The organism is Pseudomonas sp. B611, assembly GCF_055407965.1.
In genome coordinates, this window is the sequence record NZ_JBUZST010000001.1 from 981,579 (window position 1) to 1,002,873 (window position 21,295).

The window sequence follows — 21,295 nt, forward strand, 5'->3', positions numbered from 1 at the left end:
TCTTTTAACTGAAACTGACCCACACCGTCTGGGGTGTGGAGATGGGCGTATTCTTCGCCCTTATCAACAGGAATTAAAATGAGCGAAAGCTTTGCGGAACTCTTTGAAGAAAGCCTAAAAACCCTGAACCTTCAGGCAGGCTCCATCATCACCGGTGTTATCGTTGATATCGATTACCAAGCTCGCTGGGTAACCGTTCACGCTGGTCTGAAGTCTGAAGCTCTGATCCCGCTGGAACAGTTCTACAACGATGCTGGTGACCTGACTATCAATGTCGGTGACGAAGTTCACGTTGCTCTGGACTCGGTTGAAGACGGTTTCGGTGAAACCAAGCTGTCCCGTGAAAAAGCCAAGCGCGCTGAATGCTGGATTGTTCTCGAAGCAGCCTTCGCAGCTGAAGAAGTGGTCAAGGGCGTTATCAACGGTAAGGTTAAAGGCGGCTTCACTGTCGACGTTAACGGCATCCGTGCGTTCCTGCCAGGTTCTTTGGTCGACGTTCGTCCAGTGCGCGACACCACGCACCTGGAAGGCAAGGAACTCGAATTCAAGGTCATCAAACTCGACCAGAAGCGCAACAACGTTGTCGTTTCCCGTCGCAGCGTCCTGGAAGCAGAGAACTCCGCCGAGCGTGAAGCTCTGCTGGAATCCCTGCAGGAAGGCCAACAAGTCAAAGGTATCGTCAAGAACCTCACCGATTACGGCGCATTCGTCGATCTGGGTGGCGTCGATGGCCTGCTGCACATTACCGACATGGCTTGGAAGCGTATCAAGCATCCATCTGAAATCGTCAACGTTGGCGACGAGATCGATGTAAAGGTTCTGAAATACGATCGCGAGCGCAACCGTGTTTCCCTGGGCCTGAAGCAACTGGGTGAAGATCCATGGGTTGCTATCAAAGCTCGTTACCCAGAAAGCACTCGCGTAACCGCGCGTGTTACCAACCTGACCGACTACGGCTGCTTCGCTGAGCTGGAAGAAGGCGTGGAAGGCCTGGTACACGTTTCCGAAATGGACTGGACCAACAAAAACATCCACCCTTCGAAAGTCGTACAAGTCGGCGACGAAGTGGAAGTTATGGTTCTGGACATCGACGAAGAGCGTCGTCGTATCTCCCTGGGCATCAAGCAGTGCAAATCTAACCCATGGGAAGATTTCTCTGGCCAGTTCAACAAGGGCGATAAAATCTCCGGCACCATCAAGTCGATCACCGATTTCGGTATCTTCATTGGTCTGGACGGCGGCATCGACGGCCTGGTTCACCTGTCCGACATCTCCTGGAACGAAGTTGGCGAAGAAGCTGTTCGTCGTTTCAAGAAGGGCGACGAGCTGGACACCGTTATCCTGTCGGTTGACCCAGAGCGCGAGCGCATCTCCCTGGGTATCAAGCAGCTGGAAAGCGACCCGTTCTCTGAATACGTTCAGGACAACGACAAAGGCGCAATCGTTAAGGGCATCGTGAAAGAAGTTGACGCTAAAGGCGCCATCATCACTCTGGCCGACGACATCGAAGCGACTCTGAAAGCCTCCGAAATCAGCCGTGACCGCGTTGAAGACGCGCGCAACGTTCTGAAAGAAGGCCAGGAAGTAGAAGCCAAGATCATCAGCGTTGATCGCAAGAGCCGCGTGATCCAACTCTCCATCAAGTCGAAAGACGAAGTGGAAGAGAAAGAAGCTATCCAGAGCCTGAAATCGGCTCCGGAAGCTGCACAAGGCGAGACCACCATGGCCTCCCTGCTGCGCGAAGCAATGGCTAAACAGAACTAAGTTCTGTAAGGCTGTAGAAAAAGGGCGACTTTGGTCGCCCTTTTTTGTGCCTGAAATTCGTTGAATCAAGAACCAAGAACCAAGCGGTATGAGCGGTTGTCAGAACTGACTATAGTCGTTTGAAAGTGTTGGCTCAGTAAGGGGTGGAATGAACAGGCTTATCGTAATGTTTGCAGTGGCAATGCTCGCTGGGTGCTCTGCCACCAGCGCCAAGACCCATGCCCGGCACGGCGTCAGCGGCATCGAGATCGATTGCTCTGGCCTTGGCTCGGGTTGGGATAAGTGTGAGAGGCGCGCGGCACGTGAGTGCAAGATGCAGGGCTACAAGGTTGTCACCAGGTCCAGCGATGCAAAGGACGAGGAGGGTGATTATCTATTTGGCTGGAACCCGGCAGGTGCGGTCACTCGGACGATGTTGGTGATCTGTAATTGAGGGCGTAGGCCCTGTTTTGCCGTGGTTGATCTCTCTTGCAGATAAGTTAGAGCATGGGCTGTTCAAATTCGTCAAGTCATGCTAAAACCTTCGAAGCGATTTTCCTAGCTGCTTGAAAAAGAAGGGAAAAATATGACGAAGTCGGAGTTGATCGAACGAATTGTCACCCATCAAGGGCTGCTTTCATCCAAGGATGTAGAGCTGGCCATCAAGACCATGCTTGAACAGATGTCCCAATGTCTGGCGACCGGCGATCGGATTGAGATTCGCGGGTTTGGGAGTTTCTCGCTGCACTATCGCGCGCCGCGGGTTGGGCGTAATCCCAAGACTGGGCAGTCGGTTAGTCTCGACGGTAAGTTCGTTCCTCACTTCAAGCCGGGCAAGGAGTTGCGGGATCGGGTGAACGAAGAGGAAGAAGAGGGTGTCTGACAGCTTTCGGTAGGGAGAAAGGTATGCGTGGGGTTAAGCGTGTCGTTGCGGTGTTTTCAGTTTTGGCTGCTGTGCTGGTGGTATTGGGCTTTGTGCTGGAAAACCAGCAAGGTATGGCCCTCTCGTTCCTCGGTTTGGAGACTGCACGGATGCCGGTGTCGGTGTTTGTGGTGGTGGCATTGATTGTAGGGATGTTGGTGGGGCCGTTCCTCGGCGTTTTGGTTCGTGGTCGCCGTCATAAATCGACTGTTTCGGTCCGAAATTAAAGGCTGTCATGTTGTGGCGGTTGAGCATTTTTCAGTAACCGTCTGTCAGTATTTTTTCCTCCAAAAAATCGCATCAATGTCTGTACCGTCGCGCAGTGATTCGCCGTTACGGCTAGCGAGTAAGGCTGGCAACCTTTTCGGAAATGCCTTACAGACAAGTCCGGGCTTGTAATATGTCAGAGAGATGGCAAAATGAAATCTGTTCTCGATTACAGACATTTTGTGCACTAAATGCTCGGCGGAGACGCTGGGTTTTGGTGGTGGTAAAAATAGGATAAAAAATACACAATTTGATCTGCATGACGAGCCCGAAGTTTCTCTTGAAGGCAGGTTTTCGTTGTGAGTAGTTTCCAAACCCCCTCTATTTCCTCGTCCGATGAAATCGATCTCTTCGCTCTTTGTCGCATAGTGTGGCAGCGTAAGGCTTTAGTTCTTTATGTGACGGCCTTAGTTGGAGTTGCCGCTAGTACGTATGCTTTCCTGGCGATTCCTGAATATAAGGTCAGCAGCCTTTTGCGTCCGGCGGCAATTAATGAGCTAGACGCTTTGAATCGCTCTGAGATTTATAAACTTCCACCAGGTGAAGCGTTAATTAAGGTGGGAGCTTCTTTGGAGTCCTATGAGGCCCGCCTGGGCTTTTTTAGGGCAAATCAAAAGCTGTTCAGCAAGTTTGAACGCCCCGGCAGAACTCTTGAGCAAAGCTTTGAAGAGTTTAATGCAAATTCAATTAATCTGATCGTTCCAGAGTCTGAAAAGACAAATGCCTTGAGCGCTTATATCAAGCTTGAGATGAACTATCCCGAAGGTGTGGACGGGGTGGCGATACTCAATGGCTTTGTACAATATGCAATCGCTAACCAGCAACAGCAGATTTCCGCTGACATGGAAGTTATTGTCAGGAACCGCTTGAGCGAGCTCGCTGGCAAGCTCAAGGCCGCGCGGTCCAGCTATGACAATGACAAAGCTGCCAAGATCGCTACGTTGAGTGAAGCTGACAGTGTCAAACGTGCCCAGTTGCAGGATGAATTGAAGGCTCTCCGTGCCCAACTTAAAACCCAGCGTGCTGACCGTGTAGCGCAGTTGAACGAAGCAATAGCTATTGCGAGTTCTCTTGGCATCCTTAAGCCGACGACACCTTCTTCGCTGGGAGATACTGGGGGGCGAAGTGGTCAGTCGGTGATGCGCACAGAGGTAAATAACAATCAGATTCCTCTGTACTTCATGGGCGTAGATGCACTGATGGCGGAGCGAGCCGTGCTGCAGAAGCGAAGCTCGGATGACTTTACCGAAGTTAGAATTGCCCAAATAGCCCGCGATCTTCAGCTTCTGCAGACTAACCGTGAGGTTGAAGTGCTCAAGCAGCGGCAGAATGAGGAGCTTTTCCTCAATGGTGTGGAGGCATTGCGCGCCGAGCAGGCGCGGCTGCGTAACCTGAACGTAGACATGAGTGGTTTGAAGCTTGTGACGATTGACAAGGAAGCAATCGAACCGCTTGGTCCCGCCAAACCTAAGAAGATATTGGTTATATTGGCCGGCGTTGTGTTGGGTTTGGTGCTCGGTATCATCACCGCTTTGGTGAGCGCCGCTGTTCAGCGTCGACGCGACCACGGCCTGAACGTGCCAGCATTGGCGAACGCTTCGGTGTCTTCAAAAAAAATTACGTTGAAAGATGAAGGTTCGCTCTGAAATGGGGTCGTTGTGGCTGTTTATGGCTGGCCCGGCGTGATGGCGTTACGATATTTGTGGTGCCTCTTAACCGTGCGACGCTATCTTTATGCGGATTTCGGAACGAAGCTATGATTTAATCCGTACCATGTCTGATACGAAGTGATTCGCCATTAGAGGCGGCCCTCAGGCCTTTCGCTTGATGAGCCTGCCGATACTGGCGGGCCCGATTGAGGTGGGGGGGCGAATGGGCAATATGAAGTTGCCCAAAGTCGGATCACACATTGGCTTTAAAAATTATATAGTTTAATCGGAGCGTTACAGATGCACCTGCAGAAGCTGGCCAGTGTTGCTAAGTTCAAAAGTAAGGAAGCGTTGATCGGGATTGTTGGTCTTGGTTATGTCGGGCTGCCCTTGATGCTTCGTTATAATTCAATTGGTTTTCGCGTACTGGGTATAGATATTGATGCGAAAAAGGTCGCGGACCTTAACGCAGGCATAAGTGACATCGAGCATATCTCTTCATCCAAAGTTGCTGCTGCGCGCAATTCGGGCTTTGAAGCCACCGCTGAATTTGCTCGCGCTGCCGAGTGCGACGCGTTGATCCTGTGTGTGCCCACGCCGCTGAACAAGTATCGTGAACCCGACTTGAGTTTCGTCATTGCCACCACGGACTCGATCAAACCTTACCTGCGCGCAGGTCAGGTTGTGTCGCTGGAAAGCACTACCTATCCCGGTACCACTGTCGAAGAGCTGCTTCCTCGCGTTCAGGAAGGTGGTTTAGTGGTGGGTGAAGACATCTTTTTGGTTTACTCACCGGAGCGTGAGGATCCCGGTAATCCAGACTTCGAGACCCGCACCATCCCGAAAATTATCGGCGGCGACACTGCAGCATGCCTGGAAGTAGGTACCGCTCTTTACGAGCAGGCGATCGACCGGGTGGTTCCAGTCAGCTCTACCAAAGCGGCAGAGATGACTAAACTGCTGGAAAATATTCATCGCGCCGTCAATATTGGCTTGGTTAACGAAATGAAAGTCGTTGCTGACCGTATGGGAATCGATATTTTTGAAGTCGTGGATGCCGCCGCCACGAAGCCATTTGGCTTTACAGCTTATTACCCTGGTCCCGGGCTGGGCGGACACTGCATTCCGATCGATCCGTTCTATTTGACGTGGAAGGCCCGCGAATACGGTTTGCACACTCGATTCATCGAGCTTTCGGGTGAGGTTAACCGAGCAATGCCCGAGTATGTCGTCAGTAAGCTGGCAGATGGTCTCAATGAGCGCGGCAAGCCGCTCAAAGGCAGCAAAGTCCTGATCTTGGGCATTGCCTACAAGAAGAACGTGGACGATATGCGCGAATCTCCGTCGGTAGAGATCATGGAGATGCTCGAAGCCAAAGGCGTCACGGTTGCTTACAGCGATCCACACGTTCCAGTATTTCCCAAAATGCGCGAGCACCATTTTGACCTCGCCAGTGTGTCGCTGACTGCCGAGAATGTGGCGGGGTATGACGCAGTTGTTCTGGCGACAGACCACGAAAAGTTCGATTACGAACTCATCAAGTCCTCCGCTCAACTGATCGTGGACAGCCGTGGCAAGTACCGCCAGGCGGCTCCTCATATCGTTAAGGCTTGATCAAGCCGACTTGAACGACGCGTGCTTTCGGCGCCCATTGTGTTGTGCGCCGAAAAATCCTCGAATGCCTAGGGAAGAATCATGAAAAATTTTGCATTGATCGGCGCTGCGGGGTACATCGCCCCGCGTCACATGCGGGCGATCAAAGATACGGGCAATGTGTTGGCTTCTGCTTATGACATCAATGACTCTGTTGGCATCATCGACAGTCTGTCCCCAGACAGTGAGTTCTTCACCGAGTTTGAGCGGTTTCAGGAGCATGCCTTTCGTTTGAAGCGGGATCCGAAAACGGCACTGGATTACGTGGCGATCTGCTCACCTAATTATCTGCATCATGCCCACATTGCCGCAGGCCTGCGGTTGGGGTGTGACGTAATTTGTGAAAAGCCACTTGTCCCCACTACCGAAATTCTCGATGAGCTTTCGCGCGTTGAGCAAGAGACCGGCAAGCGTGTCTTTAACATATTGCAACTTCGACATCACCAAGCCATTCTCGATCTGAAAGAGAAGGTAGCCAGTGAAAAAAAAGAAGCGAAGTATGAGGTTGAATTAACCTACATGACCTCTCGCGGAAAATGGTACATGGAAAGCTGGAAAGGTGATCCGCGCAAGTCATTCGGTGTGGCGACTAATATTGGCGTCCACTTTTACGACATGCTGCACTTCGTTTTTGGCAGCCTGGAACGCAATGTTGTTCACTTTGTCAGCGAGTATAAAGCGGCAGGTTATCTGGAGTACGAGAAAGCACGAGTCAGGTGGTTCCTTACTATTGATGCCAATGATTTGCCAGCCTCTGTGAAGGGCAAGAAATCTACCTATCGTTCCATTACTGTCGATGGTGATGAACTTGAGTTTTCCGAAGGTTTCACTGACCTCCATACAACCAGCTATCAGGAAATATTGGCCGGTCGTGGTTATGGCATAGAAGACGCGCGTCACTGCGTTCAGACTGTCGAAACTATTCGCGCTTCGAAGGTTGTGCCACCCTTAGATGGTGAAGGCCATCCAATGCTGGCAGAACTATTGGGGTGACATCCCAATGGAGGATGACTGTTGCAGTCATCCTCTTGCGCCGTCATTGGGCAATTAGCAGGATTAGTCAGCGTCATCGGTAGGGTCGATGAACTTTACTTTATAGAGTGGTTTAGTTGTATAAAGTAAGACAGCGCAATGTTTACTAATTCTGGTTGTTGTCGATTGACAGCGGCTTGGTGAAAAAAGTTTGGCATGTCGTTGCGGTTGTTCACTGGTGAGCCTTCGCGCCCGAGTGTTTCGGAACCTCGCCGCAGGCTGTTTAGGAGAGAGTCTTTGAAGCGGCTTGCGATTGTAGGTGCTGGTGGCCATGGGAAGGTCGTGGCGGAAACCGCCGAATTTTGTGGTTGGCAACACATAGAGTTTTTCGATGACAATTGGCCGGCGCGAACGACAAATAGCCACTGGGCTATCACGGGTGATATGTCTTTGTTGTTGAGCCGAATGGCAGAGTTTGATGGCGTCGTAGTCGCGATCGGCAGCAACAGTGTGCGCCATTCGAAATCGATTGAGTTGGAGAACAGTGGAGCCCGTCTGGCCACGTTGGTACATCCCTCCGCAACGGTCAGTCCCCGTGCAACGATAGGTGCCGGCTCTGTGGTTTTTGCCGGGGTTGTCGTGAACGTGGATGCCAGCGTGGGTCAAGGGGCGATTCTCAATACAGGGTGTAGTATTGATCATGACTGCCACCTGGAGAGTTTTGTTCATATAAGTCCAGGTGCCAGGCTGGCAGGCGGTGTTGCGGTTGGAGAATTGAGTTGGGTCGGTATCGGCGCGACTGTCATCCAATCGGTTCGTATTGGTAAAAAAGTGACTGTCGGTGCGGGCGCAGTGGTAGTGGGTGAGGTTGCCGATTTGCTCACAGTGGTTGGCGTGCCGGCGAAGGCGCTGTAAATGAATGGGCGTACGCAGCGCCTTTATTTTTTATCCGAACTCACAGGAATTGTTTTGTGCTGAATACACATTTTTCCCCTTGGCCTTCTTTTACTGTCGAAGAGGCGGATGCTGTACGAAGTGTAATCCTCTCGAACAAAGTCAATTACTGGACCGGTACCGAGTGTCGGGAGTTTGAGAAAGAGTTTGCCGCCTGGGCGGGCACTGAATACGCAATCGCACTCGCCAATGGCACCGTCGCTTTGGATTTGGCACTGCAGGCTCTGGGCATTGGTGCGGGTGATGAAGTGATCGTGACTTCCCGGACGTTCCTCGCCTCTGTTTCCAGTATCGTCAACGCGGGTGCTGTTCCGGTGTTCGCTGATGTAGACCCCGATTCGCAAAATATTACGGCACAAAGCATCGAGGCCGTCATAACGCCCCGTACCCGAGCGCTGATCTGTGTGCATCTGGCAGGTTGGCCCTGTGATATGGATCCGATCATGGCATTGGCACAATCCCATGATCTGAAAGTTATCGAAGATTGCGCCCAAGCTCACGGTGCTACCTACAAAGGTCGGCCTGTCGGGTCAATTGGGCACGTTGGAGCCTGGTCGTTCTGCCAGGACAAAATCATGACCACCGGCGGTGAAGGTGGAATGGTCACCACCAATGACCGTGAACTCTGGCGTTCCATGTGGGCGTTTAAAGACCACGGCAAAAGCTGGGAAGCGGTTTACGAGCGCGAGCATCCGCCTGGTTTTCGATGGCTGCATGAAGGGTTTGGGACAAACTGGCGGATGCTTGAAGTTCAAGGGGTTGTTGGGCGTATCCAGTTGCGTCGGATGGCTGCCTGGCGTGACAGTCGTAATGGAAATGCACAACGTATCTGGGATTGCGCGGCCGAGTTGAAAGGGCTGCGAGTACCTGTTGTGCCGTTGAATTATGTGCATGCCGCCTATAAATGTTATGTTTTTGTGGATCCTGAAAAACTTCAACCGGAATGGAGTCGTGATCGTATTCTGTCGGAAATTGCTGCTTTGGGAGTGCCATGCTTCTCGGGTTCATGTTCAGAGGTGTACCTTGAGAAGGCGTTCGATGGCACTGGCTGGCGCCCTGCCGAACGCTTGCCTGTGGCGAAAGTTTTGGGCGAGACCAGCTTGATGTTTCTGGTTCACCCGACGCTTAGTCAGGCGGAAATAGACGAGACCTGTGCTGCGTTGAAAACGGTAATGAAGGCGGCAACAGGCGACTAAATCTTAAGTCGCGCTGCTCTACATGAGCGGGACTCAAGATTCGAGATTAAAGGCATACGATGGTGCGTGTCCCATGGGGGGCACGCATTGTTAATGATGTAGGTTGCAGGAGCAGTACAAGGTGTTTGAAGGGGTTATGGAGAGATTTAGAGCGTTGCTGCTGGCTTTGCCACGTCGTCAGAAGCGTCTGATTCAGGTTGCCACAGACGTCGTGCTGGTCTGGCTGGCACTTTGGATGGCGTTCGTGGTGCGCTTAGGCATTGACGAAATGGTTAACCCCATTATCTTTCATCCTTGGTTGTTCTTCAGTGCTCCCCTTGTGGCTGTGCCGCTTTTTATCCGATTTGGGATGTATCGGGCAGTCATGCGCTACTTCGGTAATGACGCCCTGGTCGCGATTATTAAAGCTGTGAGCCTGTCGTCGCTGATTCTGGGAGTGGTTGTTTATTGGTACAGCAATCATCAGAACGTAGTGCCGCGTTCCATTATCTTCAACTACTGGTGGCTGAGCCTCATCATGATTGGCGGTTTGAGACTCGCCATGCGCCAATACTTTCTTGGTGACTGGTTTGCGGCCTCACAGCATGTACCTTTCACTAATCGTGAAGATGGCCTTCCTCGCGTTGCTGTCTATGGCGCCGGCGCAGCTGGAAACCAGTTGGTCGCGGCATTGCGCATGGGGCGCCTGATGCGACCTGTCGCCTTTATCGATGACGATGTAAGCATCTCAGACCGCATTATTTCCGGCCTTCAAGTCTACAAGCCAAAGCATATTCAGCGCATGATTGAAGTGACTGGCGCACAGGAGATCCTGCTGGCGATTCCATCCTCCAACCGTGGGCGCCGCCGCGAAATTCTGGGTTTCCTCGAAGGCTTTCCACTCCATGTGCGCAGCGTTCCAGGCTTCATGGATCTGGCCAGCGGTCGCGTCAAGGTTGACGATATCCAGGAAGTTGACATCGCCGACTTACTGGGTCGCGATACAGTCCCCGCGCAAGAAGATCTATTGGAGCATTGCATCCGCGGGCGAAGTGTTATGGTTACCGGAGCCGGTGGCTCTATTGGTTCGGAGCTGTGTCGCCAAATTCTCTCGTTGCGTCCCACGACATTACTATTGTTCGAGCACGGTGAGTTTAATCTGTACAGCATTCTGACCGAGCTGGAGCAGCGAATTGCTCGAGAGTCGCTGCCGGTGCGTTTGTTGCCAATACTCGGTTCGGTACGTAATCAAAGCAAATTGCTTGATGTGATGAAAGCCTGGCATGTCGACACGGTCTATCATGCGGCAGCTTATAAGCATGTGCCTATGGTCGAGCATAATATTGCTGAGGGCGTCCTAAATAATGTATTAGGGACGCTGTATACTGCCCAGGCCGCGCTTCAGTCCGGTGTAGCAAACTTCGTGTTGATTTCCACAGATAAAGCAGTGCGCCCAACCAACGTCATGGGCAGCACCAAGCGGCTGGCCGAGATGACCCTTCAAGCACTGAGTCGTGAGGCTGCGCCCATTTTGTTCGGGGAAAAATCCAACATTTCCCAAGTTAACAAAACCCGTTTCACGATGGTGCGTTTTGGCAACGTGCTGGGGTCGTCAGGTTCTGTAATCCCACTCTTTCACCGGCAAATCAAATCGGGTGGCCCCTTGACGGTGACCCACCCGAAAATCACACGATATTTCATGACGATACCTGAAGCGGCCCAATTGGTAATCCAGGCGGGGTCCATGGGGCTTGGAGGGGACGTATTCGTGTTGGACATGGGCGAGCCTGTCAAAATTGTCGAACTAGCGGAAAAGATGGTCCATCTGTCGGGCTTGAGTGTGCGCTCGGAAAAAAATCCCCAAGGTGATATTGCAATTGAATTTACTGGGTTGCGTCCTGGAGAAAAGCTCTACGAGGAGCTGTTGATAGGCGACAATGTGGCCCAAACCCAGCACCCTATGATCATGAGCGCCAACGAAGATCATATTTCCTGGGAAGCGCTGAAAGTCAGATTGAATCAGTTGCTTGCTGCAGTAGATGAAGACGATTACACGCGTGTGCGCCAGTTATTACGAGAAACCGTCAGTGGTTATACACCTGACGGTGAAATAGTCGACTTGATGCATCAGCAACGTCGTCTTGAACCGTGATTGATCGTTAAATATTTTTATCTGTTTATGCATGCTTGTCTCACGTGCCATGCACATACACGTTGATAACGTTTTGTAGAGAAGACAAATGAATTATACGGTACATCCCAGTGCAATTATTGATGACGGTGCGAGTATTGGTGACGGCTGCCGTATCTGGCACTTTGTGCACGTGTGCGCCGGGGCGGTTATCGGTGCCGAGGTTTCACTTGGGCAGAACGTCTTTGTTGGGAACAAAGTGCGCATAGGCAACCAATGCAAGATTCAGAATAACGTCTCGGTCTACGATAACGTTGTGTTGGAGGAAGGGGTGTTTTGCGGGCCTAGTATGGTGTTCACCAACGTATATAATCCACGTTCGCTTATTGAACGTAAAAGCGAATACCGCGATACGTTGGTAAAGCGAGGCGCAACGCTCGGCGCCAATTGCACCATTGTGTGTGGCGTCACCATTGGAGCGTTTGCGTTTGTTGGCGCAGGTGCGGTCGTCAACAAAGACGTACCCGCCTATGCGTTGATGGTCGGCGTCCCAGCCAAACAGATTGGTTGGATGAGTGAGTTCGGTGAGCAGCTTGAACTTCCATTGCGCGGCGAGGGTTCACAGCGTTGTCCGTACTCTGGGGCGAGTTACGTGCTTGTCGATAATAAGTTAGAAAAACTGGAAGCGAAATGATGGAGTTCATTGATCTTAAAGCTCAGCAGGCGAGAATTAAAGATAAGATTGATGCGGGGATTCAAAATGTCCTCGGGCACGGAAAATATATCTTGGGTCCTGAAGTTTTTGAGCTCGAAGAACGGCTTGCGGAATATACGGGTGCGAAATATTGTATTACATGCGCCAACGGAACGGACGCACTTCAAATTGCGCTGATGGCCTTGGGTGTTGGTCCTGGAGATGAGGTAATCATCCCAGGCTTCACCTACATTGCCACGGCTGAAACCACCGCGCTGCTGGGGGCAAAGCCTGTATACGTCGATGTTGATGCAAAAACATACAATCTTGATCCAGACTTGATCGAGGCGGCTATCACTGAGCGCACGAAAGCGATTATCCCAGTCTCGTTGTATGGGCAATGCGCGGATTTCGACAAAATCAATAGTATCGCTAAAAAACATAATCTTCCGGTAATCGAAGATGCGGCACAAAGTTTCGGTGCGACTTACAAGGGGCGTAAGTCCTGCAATTTAAGCTTGATTGCCTGTACCAGTTTTTTTCCTAGCAAGCCCTTAGGCTGCTACGGGGATGGCGGTGCAATTTTTACCAGCGATGATGAACTGGCCAAAGTAATGCGTCAGATATCCCGGCACGGCCAAGATCGCCGTTATCATCATGTTCGCGTGGGCGTCAATAGCCGCCTTGATACGTTGCAGGCTGCCATTCTGTTGCCGAAGCTCGAGCTGTTTCAAGAAGAAATTGGCCTGAGGAACACTATTGCAGCTACTTATGATTCTTTATTGAAAGCGCTGCCGGTTATCACACCTTTTATTGATACGTCGAATATTAGTTCCTGGGCTCAGTACAGTGTGTTGGCGCCAGATCGAGAAGTGCTTCAGGAAAAGTTGAAGGCGCTTGGCATCCCGACAGTGGTGCACTACCCCATACCGCTGAACAAACAGCCTGCGGTTGCCGATTTAGATGCAAAGCTGCCCGTGGGGGACAGAGTTGCAAATAATATAATGAGTTTGCCGATGCATCCGTATTTGTCACAGGACGCGTTGACAACGATTGCAAATGGGTTGAAAAATGCCCTACAAAATTAAGCATTTTGTCGCGTGGCTGATTCGCTCGGCGGTATTGTGGAGTGCGAATTTTCTTTCGCGGCATAAAGTGTTGCAGGCGAAGAATATCCACGTCTCTGTCGTGCTGGGCGGTGAAACATCGATCACCGGAAACTTGGACAATCTTTCTATTGGCGAGTTGACCTATATAAACTTTGCTCAAATTGAAGTGGGTGACAATTCACGGGTGCAGATCGGTAGTGGCTGCGCAATTGGCTACAGGGTCAGTATAAAAGCACGTACCCATTCGTTGATGAAACCTACATCAAATCTCGATGGGGAGATCGTGTATAAGGAAGCCGATATTGTTATTGGCGACAACGTATGGATTGGTGATGGTGTGTACGTGCGTGAGGGCGTGTCTATTGGCAATAATGTCGTGATTGGAGCAAATAGTGTAGTCACCAAAAGTTTTCCTGATAATGTTATTATTGCCGGCGTTCCTGCAGTCGTTATAAAAGCGGGAGCCAGTGCGCTTTGAATTTAAAAAATATCTCGGCCTTTTCGATAGGTACACTGGGTGCGGCAGTGGCGGGAATTATTACCATTCCGCTGCTGACATGGTTGGTTTCTCCAGAGGATATAGGTCGGTTTAATATATATCAATTGGTAATAGGCTTTGGGGTGTTGTTTTTATCTCTCGGCCTGGATCAAACATTTGCGCGCTATTATAATGAAGAAGTTGACAAGTACAGGTTGCTTTTAGATTGTTATCTGCCAGGGGGTTTTATTTTTCTGCTCGCTTTGATTCCGATTGTTTGGATGAAAGATGAGATTTCACAGTTTTTGTACGGCGAGGTAAAAACGTCCTATGTCGTTTTAACTGCGGTTTGCGTATTTGTCATGTACCTGCTCAGGATTTCCAGTGTGATACTGAGGATGAACGGTGATGGCGTATTCTATTCGATCAATCAAGTGCTGCCCAAAGGGTTGCTTTGTGTTTTCTTGGTTTTCAGCTTCTTCCTGAGTGGGCATTCAAACTTCAGCTCTGTGTTGCTGCTCAGCTTTGTTGCCTTGCTCGTTGTTGTGCCACAGTTTGCCAGTGTGATATTTACCTACGTTAAACGTAATCGTGGAGGTGCTGCGGCTGTTGTTGATCGCCGACAGCTGTTTGCTTTTGGGCTTCCGCTTTTACTGTCCTCTCTTATATATTGGGCCGTGACTGCGATCGGTTCGGTTTTACTCAAGGATATGGTTGGCCTGGACGAGCTTGGATTGTACGCGGTTGCTATAAATTTGGCGGGTGTGGCGGTCGTATTTCAAAATATCCTTTCTGTGGTATGGGTGCCTATCGTATACAAATGGGTTTCTTCAAATGAAGATTTGTCCCGTATAGATGGCGTGCTGAGTGTAGTGTTGTTTTTCGTAGTCGTGCTGACAGCCCTAGTGGGTATCTTCTCAGGATTTGTGGACTTTTTGCTTCCTGCAGAGTATTCGGAAGTTAAGTATTTGCTCATGTGTGCTGTGTTGCAGCCATTTTTTTATGCCCTTTCTGAAGTGAGTGGTATAGGTATTTCTGTTGTTAAGAAAACGTACTTGAACGTTGTCGGAAATTTCTGTGTTTTGATTTTATGTTTTGCGTGCGCGTATTTCCTAATCCCTCTTTACGGTGCGGCCGGCGCTATCATGAGTAATACGATCGCGTTTTTTGTGTTCTTGATCTTTCGAACGGAGTTCTCTGCAAGGCACTGGCGGAATATCCCTCGACGGAAGTTGTACCTGTCCACATTCGCTTGTGCATGCTTGAGCATTTTTTGCCTGCAAGTAAAGCAATTGCCTATTGTGATTGTGTCTTGGGGTGTGGCTTTAGTGTTTGCGTGTGTGGTTTTTCATGCAGAACTAAAGTTGGTTCTCAGCTATCTGTCTAGGTTTAGAAAATGATTAAGGGATTTCGATATTACTACGTGCTTATATTTTTTGTGATGTTCCTGTCATTTTTCTCTTTGGCGGAAAATATATTCATTTCGATTTTTTTTCGGTGGGGGTTTATTTTTTCGTTGGCCCTGTGCTCGTTATTTTTTATTGTCATCTTTCTCGATCGAAGTGCGTTGCGAGCGATGATATGGATCTATCTCCTAGTGGGGCTTATATTTATTCAGTACGCGTCTACGGTTTTTGCTGGGCGTGAAGAGGTTGTCAGGTCGCTAGAGAATGGGCTGCAATTTTTGTTTAGTATGGTCGTGCTTTACTTTTCTTTTTCGTACTCAAAAAAATACGATACGCGCGGAGTTTCTGGCATTGCGTTGATGTTGCTTTTGATTGCTGTGTTTTTGTTGATGTATCACGTCATTGAAAGGCAGTTGTTTTTTCAGAATGCCAATTCGTTGGGCATGATTGCTTATCTGATGATCTGTTCAATATTGTTTTTCAGGCCTCGGTTGGCGGTGTGGGCGTGGGTATTCGGTGTCGCTTTGATTCTAATATCTGAATCTCGCTCATCGTTACTGGGCTTGCTAGTCTTCTTTACAACCTATGTAGTACTGCCACGACTATTACGTCTTCGCTTGAGTGGGGTGTACTTTTTTTCGTTTGTTGTGGCGACCGCGGTGGTGCTGTCCTTTTCTGTCGGTATTCTTTTTCCAGAACTGAATGCTGAAATGAATCGGCTCTCAAGAGAGATCTTCCAGAAGAACCTGGATTCAGGCCGTAGCTCTATGTGGAGCATGCTGTTTGAGTTGATGGAGGGTTATGAGGTCTGGGGCCGAGGTGGTGGTGTTCAAGTTAAAGATATCTCGAGTATCGAGTATTCTGCACATAATCTCTACTTGCAGATTTACATGCAGCTAGGGTTGGTGGGTGAGTTTATGTTGATTGCGCTACTTTATTCAATATGGAATTTTTCCTTTAATGGTCGGGATGTCTATAAGGTCCGCATCGCGGCGTCTGCTTTTATTGGGCTGTTGGTAATTAATTGTTTTGAAGTGACGCTATTTCAAAATAACCTGGTGTTGAGCTTGCCCATTCTGGTGTTGGTTGGCATCGCGGCAGGAAGTCGATCTCCAGCTAATGATTGATAGGTGTTGAATATGAAAATCGTCTTGCTATCAGGTGCCTCTTCCATTCACACAGTTCGATGGGCGGACGGTTTGAGCGCAGTGGGTCACGAAGTCCATGTGATATCGCAGCACCCCGTCGCCGATTCATTTAGTGCAGGCGTTACTGTGCATGAGTTTCCATACCGTGGGATTGTAGGTTATTTCACAATGGTTGGCCCTGTTCGTGAGTTATTGGGCCAACTAAAACCAGATATTGTCAATGCTCATTATGCGAGTGGTTATGGTACGACCGCTCGTCTGGTTAATTACCATCCGTGGATAATGTCTGTGTGGGGAAGCGACGTCTACGATTTTCCTCACAAAAGCCCTTTGCACAAATGGTTGGTGACTGCGAACTTAAAAGCAGCTGATGCTGTTGCTTCGACGAGCTGGTGTATGGCTGCAAGGACTCAAGCGCTAGTTCCTGGACTCGATGATATTTCAGTGACGCCCTTTGGGGTTGATATGACGGCGTACGCTGACACCGCTCATGCCGCAGCACGTGATCCTGATCGAATTACTATCGGTACTGTAAAGACACTTGCACCCAAATATGGTGTAGATACTTTGATAGAAGCTTTCTCGATTGTAGTGGGCGAGATGGAACAGAAGGATCCCAAGATAGCGAACAAGTTATTTCTTCGTCTAGTCGGCGGCGGTCCCCAGACAAGAGAGTTGCAAATGCTGGCAGAAAAACTGAAAATAGCGGATCGAGTTTCCTTTGTAGGGCAAATACCTCATAAAGAAGTACCTCAGGAGCTTGGTAAGCTGGACGTATACGTCGCGCTCAGCCGCCTTGACAGTGAAAGCTTTGGCGTCGCTATCATCGAAGCGGGCGCTGCTGGTCTGCCGGTGGTCGTCTCAGATGCGGGTGGGTTGCCTGAAGTTACGGTCCACGGAAAGACGGGGTTGGTAGTGCCGCGGGACAATCCGCGAGCAGCGGCCACTGCAATGATCAGCCTGATTGAAGATCAGGAATTACGCGAGCGGATGGGCAGGGCTGGAAGAGAGCATGTGCAATCTCACTACAGCTGGCCTGTCTGCATTGAGACAATGCTTCATGTCTATCAGAATAATACCGGTGTTTCCGGCTAGTCTGTCGGCGTGATGTGCAAACTGAGTCTGCTGATCCAGGTCGCTGCGACGGCTTTGTGATAGCTGGATGAGTTCTGTTTTTAATATTTAATACGGATTTTAATATATGTGCGGGATATTTGGATTGGTTTCTGCGAGCGGGCAGAAAGTCAATAAGGCAAGTCTCAACATATTGGCTGATCATGCCAGGCAGCGAGGGCGTGATTCCAGTGGATTGATTTACTTTGATAAACAGGGTTGCCAAGTTAAGCGTGCTGACTATGATGTAAATAACTTGCTCTCCAAGGTAGCCCCCTACAATTCTCAGGCCGTTTTTGGTCACAGTCGACTGATTACGAATGGCCTTGCTGACAATCAGCCTGTTGTTCGTGGTGATATTTGCGTTATCCATAACGGTATCATCGTGAATGATGCGGATGTATGGGGCCTGATCGGGGCTGAGCGCAAGCTTGAAATTGACAGCGAAGTGATTGCTGCAATCACTGAGAAGTACCTTGAAGATAATGGTACTGATCTGAGTCAGCTCAGTGATAGGATTTTGTCTTTGTGCAAGGGCGTCATTGCATGTGCCATTATTTTGCCGAAAATTGGAAAAGCTGTCCTGTTTTCCAATAATGGCAGTCTGTACTTAGGGCAGTCTGACGATGGTGTATGCTTTTCTTCTGAAAGCTATCCGTTGACGCAGATACACTGTACCCATATTACCCAGATTAAAGAGCAAGCGGTGATTTTGGAAATCCCGGAGTCTGCCTCTGTCTCTGTTTCCGATGATCGTAAGCGTACCCATAATATTATTCCGCCGTTCAAGTATAATCAGGCTGAGGAGAAACTGCTTCAGTTTAACCTCCCAGAATTGCGTCGGTGCACGAAATGCGTGCTTCCCGAGACAATGCCCTATATTTCTTTCGACGCGGCTGGCGTGTGCAACTACTGTAATACTTACACTCTCCGCAATGTGCCAAAACCAAAAGAAGATCTCTTTAATTTGGTAAAGCCGTATCGACGCAACGGTCAACTGGATTGCATTGTTCCGTTTTCGGGCGGGCGCGACAGCTGTTATGGCCTTCACTTGATCGTCAAGGAACTGGGTATGAACCCTGTTACCTACACCTACGACTGGGGCATGGTAACGGACTTGGGTCGACGTAATATTAGTCGTATGTGTGCCGAACTAGGTGTTGAAAATATTATCATTGCTGATGATATTGACAAAAAACGTAAAAATATTGCTACCAATCTGCGGGCCTGGCTCAAGTCCCCCCATCTAGGGATGATTAGTATTCTGACAGCGGGTGACAAGCACTTTTTCCGCCACGTAGAAACCGTAAAACGTCAGACCGGGATCGGACTCAACTTGTGGGGGGTTAACCCATTAGAGGTGACTCACTTCAAAGCGGGCTTTCTTGGCATTCCTCCTGATTTTGAGGAGAAACGCGTCTATATGAATGGCTGGCGAAAGCAGCTTGAATATCAAAGCCTGCGTTTCAAAGCTATGTTGAAAAGTCCAGGTTACTTTAACTCGTCACTCTGGGATACGTTGTCGGGTGAGTACTATCGTAGTTTCACAGAGAAAAAAGATTATTACCATATCTTCGACTACTGGAGCTGGGACGAGAAGACTATTGACGACACTTTGATCGGTGAGTACGACTGGGAAACGGCCGTGGATACCTCCACTACTTGGCGTATTGGCGACGGTACGGCGGCGTTTTATAACTATATTTATTACACCGTTGCCGGTTTTTCTGAGCACGATACCTTTCGAAGCAACCAAATTCGGGAAGGAGTTATGACACGTGATCAGGCACTGGAATTGGTGAAGAACGAGAACCAACCTAGATATCAGAATATTCGCTGGTACCTTGATGCGCTGGGTATGGATTTCGATCAAGTCATCAAAGTGGTGAACGCCATTCCAAAACTTTATAAAGTCTGAAGAGGTTGGATTATTTTCAGATGAAGAAGACCATTTGGTATATCACGAAGTATTTTTCGCCAAAAACCGCCAACAGTCCTGGGGGGCGTGGTTGGTTTTTGGTCGAGGAGATGAAAAAATCTGGCTGTGAGACGGTCGTAATTACCTCGGACTCCAATAATCTGGTTGATGTGCCCGAGTTAAGTCGTCGCGTCACCGAGCAGACGGTTTCCGGTGTAAGGATTATTTGGCTGCGTACACTAAAATATTCCGTTGCAAAATCTGTAATCAGGATTCTGAGTTGGTTTCACTTTGAGTGGAACCTGTTTTTCCTGAACAAGAAAACTTTGCCTCGGCCTGACGTGATTGTCGTTTCCAGCCTTTCACTACTTACCATTATCAATGGTTTGTTGTTAAAGCGTAAGTATAACTGTCGACTGGTTTTCGAGGTGCGCGACATATGGCCGCTCACGATTGTGGAAGAGGGCGGATTCAGCAGTGGAAATCTGTTCGTCAAGGCGTTATCTGTTATCGAAAAACTGGCGTATAAGCGGTCAGATTTGATTGTGGGTACCATGCCTAATCTTTCGGAGCATGTACGTGCCGAGACGGGGTTGTGCCGTCCGGTATTTTGCATCCCCATGGGCGTGAGCGACGATCATCTGAACCAGGTAAAAGAGTTGCCAGATGATTATGTGAAGCAATATTTCTCGGCACCTAAGTTTAGAGTTGTTCATGCCGGCACCATCGGCATTACAAACGCTTTAGAGGTGTTCTTTGAAGCGGCCGTGTTGATGCAAGACTATGCTGATATCGAGTTCTTGATGATTGGTGACGGCGCGTTGAAGGCCCACTATCAAGAGAAATACGGTCACTTGTCTAACCTTGTCTTCGCTCCAAAAATTTCACGGGACATGGTTCAGTCAGCGTTGGCCAAATCCGATCTGCTGTATTTTTCTGTATATGCGTCAAAGGTCTGGCACTATGGGCAGTCTCTCAATAAAGTGATTGACTACATGCTTGCCGGCAAACCAGTCATCGCTTCTTATAGCGGCTATCCCTCCATGATCAACGAGGCGGAGTGCGGCGTTTATGTGCCAGCCGGGGATGTTGGATCGTTGGTTTCGGGGATTCTGGAGATGAAGTCCAAGCGTGCCGAAGAGCTCGAAGAGATGGGCGCACGTGGACGCAAATGGCTGCTGGATAACCGAAACTATCCAAAATTAGCGCAAGATTACCTGTCGTTGCTATTCAAGGAAACCAGTCGTTGAAACGGTTCATGGACATCCTCATTTCCGCGATTGCGTTGATCTTACTGTCACCGGTGATCGCGTGGACGTCTTGGAGAATTCGTAAAAATCTAGGCTCGCCGGTCGTGTTTCGGCAGGTGCGCCCTGGCTTGAACGCCAAGCCCTTCACACTAGTAAAGTTTCGTAGTATGCGTGACGCAAACGATTCGAAGGGAACTCCGTTGCCAGACGCCGAGCGCATGACGCCGTTTGGACAATTCCTTCGTTCCAGCAGCCTGGACGAACTTCCTGAACTCTGGAGCGTTCTCAAGGGGGATATGAGTTTAGTTGGCCCTCGCCCGTTGTTGAACGAATATCTGCCGCTGTACAGTGCTGAACAAGCACGGCGTCACGAAGTGAGGCCTGGCATTACGGGCTGGGCTCAGGTCAATGGTCGAAACTCTCTAAGCTGGGAAGATAAGTTCAAGCTTGATGTTTGGTATGTCGATAATCGTTCTATCTTGCTGGATTTCAAGATACTTTTTATGACCGTCCATAAAGTTCTCGCCCGAGAAGGTATCAGTGCTGACGGTGAAGTAACGATGTCGAAGTTTTCAGGCTCGAAAAGATCTGATACAGATTAGTGGTGCTTACACTCTGTAACTAACTCGTTTTTGACGTTTTTCCAACATCACCTAAGTTTGAAAAGCAGCTTCGGAAAGCTGCTTTTCTCTCATAGATGTCAAGGAGCGTCA

19 protein-coding genes are annotated in these 21,295 nt (G+C 49.5%); all 19 read left to right on the top strand.

All coding sequences use genetic code 11. The features are described 5' to 3' along the window. Positions 1-78 precede the first annotated feature (78 nt). The 19 genes from rpsA to ACZRMO_RS04745 all read left to right on the top strand — a co-directional run bounded on the left by rpsA (position 79) and on the right by ACZRMO_RS04745 (position 21,184). Complete coding sequence (rpsA, locus tag ACZRMO_RS04655; protein ID WP_207046213.1) at positions 79-1,764, top strand: 30S ribosomal protein S1; 1,686 nt, start codon at positions 79-81, stop codon at positions 1,762-1,764. Positions 1,765-1,912: 148 nt separating this feature from the next. Continuing rightward, a complete protein-coding gene (locus ACZRMO_RS04660) occupies positions 1,913-2,197 on the top strand; it encodes a hypothetical protein (protein WP_463972051.1) in 285 nt (94 codons plus the stop codon). 132 nt (positions 2,198-2,329) lie between these two features. Beyond that, positions 2,330-2,626 carry an integration host factor subunit beta gene (gene ihfB / locus ACZRMO_RS04665; RefSeq protein ID WP_003189779.1) on the top strand — a complete coding sequence of 99 codons (297 nt, stop codon included), beginning with the start codon at positions 2,330-2,332 and terminating at the stop codon, positions 2,624-2,626. Between the two features lie 23 nt (positions 2,627-2,649). Next, the gene (locus ACZRMO_RS04670) at positions 2,650-2,892 is read left to right on the top strand and encodes a hypothetical protein (RefSeq protein WP_463972052.1); all 243 of its coding nucleotides are present in this window, start codon (positions 2,650-2,652) and stop codon (positions 2,890-2,892) included. Positions 2,893-3,231: 339 nt separating this feature from the next. Next, complete coding sequence (locus tag ACZRMO_RS04675; protein WP_463972053.1) at positions 3,232-4,578, top strand: Wzz/FepE/Etk N-terminal domain-containing protein; 1,347 nt, start codon at positions 3,232-3,234, stop codon at positions 4,576-4,578. 303 nt (positions 4,579-4,881) lie between these two features. Continuing rightward, positions 4,882-6,195, top strand: a complete 1,314-nt coding sequence (wbpA, locus tag ACZRMO_RS04680; protein ID WP_463972054.1) for a UDP-N-acetyl-D-glucosamine 6-dehydrogenase — start codon at positions 4,882-4,884, stop codon at positions 6,193-6,195. An 81-nt stretch (positions 6,196-6,276) separates the two neighbouring features. After that, positions 6,277-7,227, top strand: a complete 951-nt coding sequence (wbpB, locus tag ACZRMO_RS04685; RefSeq protein WP_463972055.1) for a UDP-N-acetyl-2-amino-2-deoxy-D-glucuronate oxidase — start codon at positions 6,277-6,279, stop codon at positions 7,225-7,227. 276 nt (positions 7,228-7,503) lie between these two features. Beyond that, complete coding sequence (locus ACZRMO_RS04690; RefSeq protein WP_463972056.1) at positions 7,504-8,121, top strand: NeuD/PglB/VioB family sugar acetyltransferase; 618 nt, start codon at positions 7,504-7,506, stop codon at positions 8,119-8,121. Between the two features lie 56 nt (positions 8,122-8,177). Beyond that, the gene (locus ACZRMO_RS04695; RefSeq protein ID WP_463972057.1) at positions 8,178-9,356 is read left to right on the top strand and encodes a DegT/DnrJ/EryC1/StrS family aminotransferase; all 1,179 of its coding nucleotides are present in this window, start codon (positions 8,178-8,180) and stop codon (positions 9,354-9,356) included. Between the two features lie 136 nt (positions 9,357-9,492). Beyond that, positions 9,493-11,487: a polysaccharide biosynthesis protein gene (locus tag ACZRMO_RS04700; RefSeq protein ID WP_463972127.1), complete on the top strand. Its 1,995-nt coding sequence runs from the start codon at positions 9,493-9,495 to the stop codon at positions 11,485-11,487. An 88-nt stretch (positions 11,488-11,575) separates the two neighbouring features. Then, the gene (locus tag ACZRMO_RS04705) at positions 11,576-12,160 is read left to right on the top strand and encodes an acyltransferase (RefSeq protein ID WP_463972058.1); all 585 of its coding nucleotides are present in this window, start codon (positions 11,576-11,578) and stop codon (positions 12,158-12,160) included. Then, positions 12,157-13,248, top strand: a complete 1,092-nt coding sequence (locus ACZRMO_RS04710) for a DegT/DnrJ/EryC1/StrS family aminotransferase (RefSeq protein ID WP_463972059.1) — start codon at positions 12,157-12,159, stop codon at positions 13,246-13,248. Before ACZRMO_RS04705 ends, ACZRMO_RS04710 begins: the two co-directional genes overlap by 4 nt. Continuing rightward, entirely contained in the window at positions 13,232-13,747 is a 516-nt protein-coding gene (locus ACZRMO_RS04715; protein WP_463972060.1) for a DapH/DapD/GlmU-related protein, read from the top strand. Before ACZRMO_RS04710 ends, ACZRMO_RS04715 begins: the two co-directional genes overlap by 17 nt. Beyond that, positions 13,744-15,147: a lipopolysaccharide biosynthesis protein gene (locus ACZRMO_RS04720; RefSeq protein WP_463972061.1), complete on the top strand. Its 1,404-nt coding sequence runs from the start codon at positions 13,744-13,746 to the stop codon at positions 15,145-15,147. Before ACZRMO_RS04715 ends, ACZRMO_RS04720 begins: the two co-directional genes overlap by 4 nt. Next, positions 15,144-16,280 (top strand): O-antigen ligase family protein, encoded by a 1,137-nt coding sequence (locus tag ACZRMO_RS04725; protein ID WP_463972062.1) that lies wholly within the window; start codon positions 15,144-15,146, stop codon positions 16,278-16,280. The genes ACZRMO_RS04720 and ACZRMO_RS04725 overlap by 4 nt, the downstream gene beginning before the upstream one ends. A gap of 12 nt (positions 16,281-16,292) precedes the next feature. Further along, entirely contained in the window at positions 16,293-17,396 is a 1,104-nt protein-coding gene (locus ACZRMO_RS04730; RefSeq protein ID WP_463972063.1) for a glycosyltransferase, read from the top strand. A 106-nt stretch (positions 17,397-17,502) separates the two neighbouring features. Beyond that, positions 17,503-19,332, top strand: a complete 1,830-nt coding sequence (locus ACZRMO_RS04735; protein ID WP_463972064.1) for a hypothetical protein — start codon at positions 17,503-17,505, stop codon at positions 19,330-19,332. A 20-nt stretch (positions 19,333-19,352) separates the two neighbouring features. Next, on the top strand, positions 19,353-20,582 hold the full coding sequence (locus tag ACZRMO_RS04740) for a glycosyltransferase family 4 protein (RefSeq protein WP_463972065.1): 1,230 nt from the start codon (positions 19,353-19,355) through the stop codon (positions 20,580-20,582). 8 nt (positions 20,583-20,590) lie between these two features. Further along, on the top strand, positions 20,591-21,184 hold the full coding sequence (locus ACZRMO_RS04745; RefSeq protein ID WP_463972066.1) for a sugar transferase: 594 nt from the start codon (positions 20,591-20,593) through the stop codon (positions 21,182-21,184). Positions 21,185-21,295: the final 111 nt, after the last annotated feature.

Coding starts and splice junctions, on each gene's coding strand:
- ACZRMO_RS04725 (WP_463972062.1), top strand. CDS start 15,144: ATGATTAAGGGATTTCGATATTACTACGTGCTTATATTTTTTGTGATG.
- ACZRMO_RS04710 (WP_463972059.1), top strand. CDS start 12,157: ATGATGGAGTTCATTGATCTTAAAGCTCAGCAGGCGAGAATTAAAGAT.
- ACZRMO_RS04715 (WP_463972060.1), top strand. CDS start 13,232: ATGCCCTACAAAATTAAGCATTTTGTCGCGTGGCTGATTCGCTCGGCG.
- ACZRMO_RS04740 (WP_463972065.1), top strand. CDS start 19,353: ATGAAGAAGACCATTTGGTATATCACGAAGTATTTTTCGCCAAAAACC.
- ACZRMO_RS04660 (WP_463972051.1), top strand. CDS start 1,913: ATGAACAGGCTTATCGTAATGTTTGCAGTGGCAATGCTCGCTGGGTGC.
- rpsA (WP_207046213.1), top strand. CDS start 79: ATGAGCGAAAGCTTTGCGGAACTCTTTGAAGAAAGCCTAAAAACCCTG.
- ACZRMO_RS04735 (WP_463972064.1), top strand. CDS start 17,503: ATGTGCGGGATATTTGGATTGGTTTCTGCGAGCGGGCAGAAAGTCAAT.
- wbpA (WP_463972054.1), top strand. CDS start 4,882: ATGCACCTGCAGAAGCTGGCCAGTGTTGCTAAGTTCAAAAGTAAGGAA.
- ACZRMO_RS04700 (WP_463972127.1), top strand. CDS start 9,493: ATGGAGAGATTTAGAGCGTTGCTGCTGGCTTTGCCACGTCGTCAGAAG.
- ACZRMO_RS04670 (WP_463972052.1), top strand. CDS start 2,650: ATGCGTGGGGTTAAGCGTGTCGTTGCGGTGTTTTCAGTTTTGGCTGCT.
- ACZRMO_RS04745 (WP_463972066.1), top strand. CDS start 20,591: ATGGACATCCTCATTTCCGCGATTGCGTTGATCTTACTGTCACCGGTG.
- ihfB (WP_003189779.1), top strand. CDS start 2,330: ATGACGAAGTCGGAGTTGATCGAACGAATTGTCACCCATCAAGGGCTG.
- wbpB (WP_463972055.1), top strand. CDS start 6,277: ATGAAAAATTTTGCATTGATCGGCGCTGCGGGGTACATCGCCCCGCGT.
- ACZRMO_RS04705 (WP_463972058.1), top strand. CDS start 11,576: ATGAATTATACGGTACATCCCAGTGCAATTATTGATGACGGTGCGAGT.
- ACZRMO_RS04730 (WP_463972063.1), top strand. CDS start 16,293: ATGAAAATCGTCTTGCTATCAGGTGCCTCTTCCATTCACACAGTTCGA.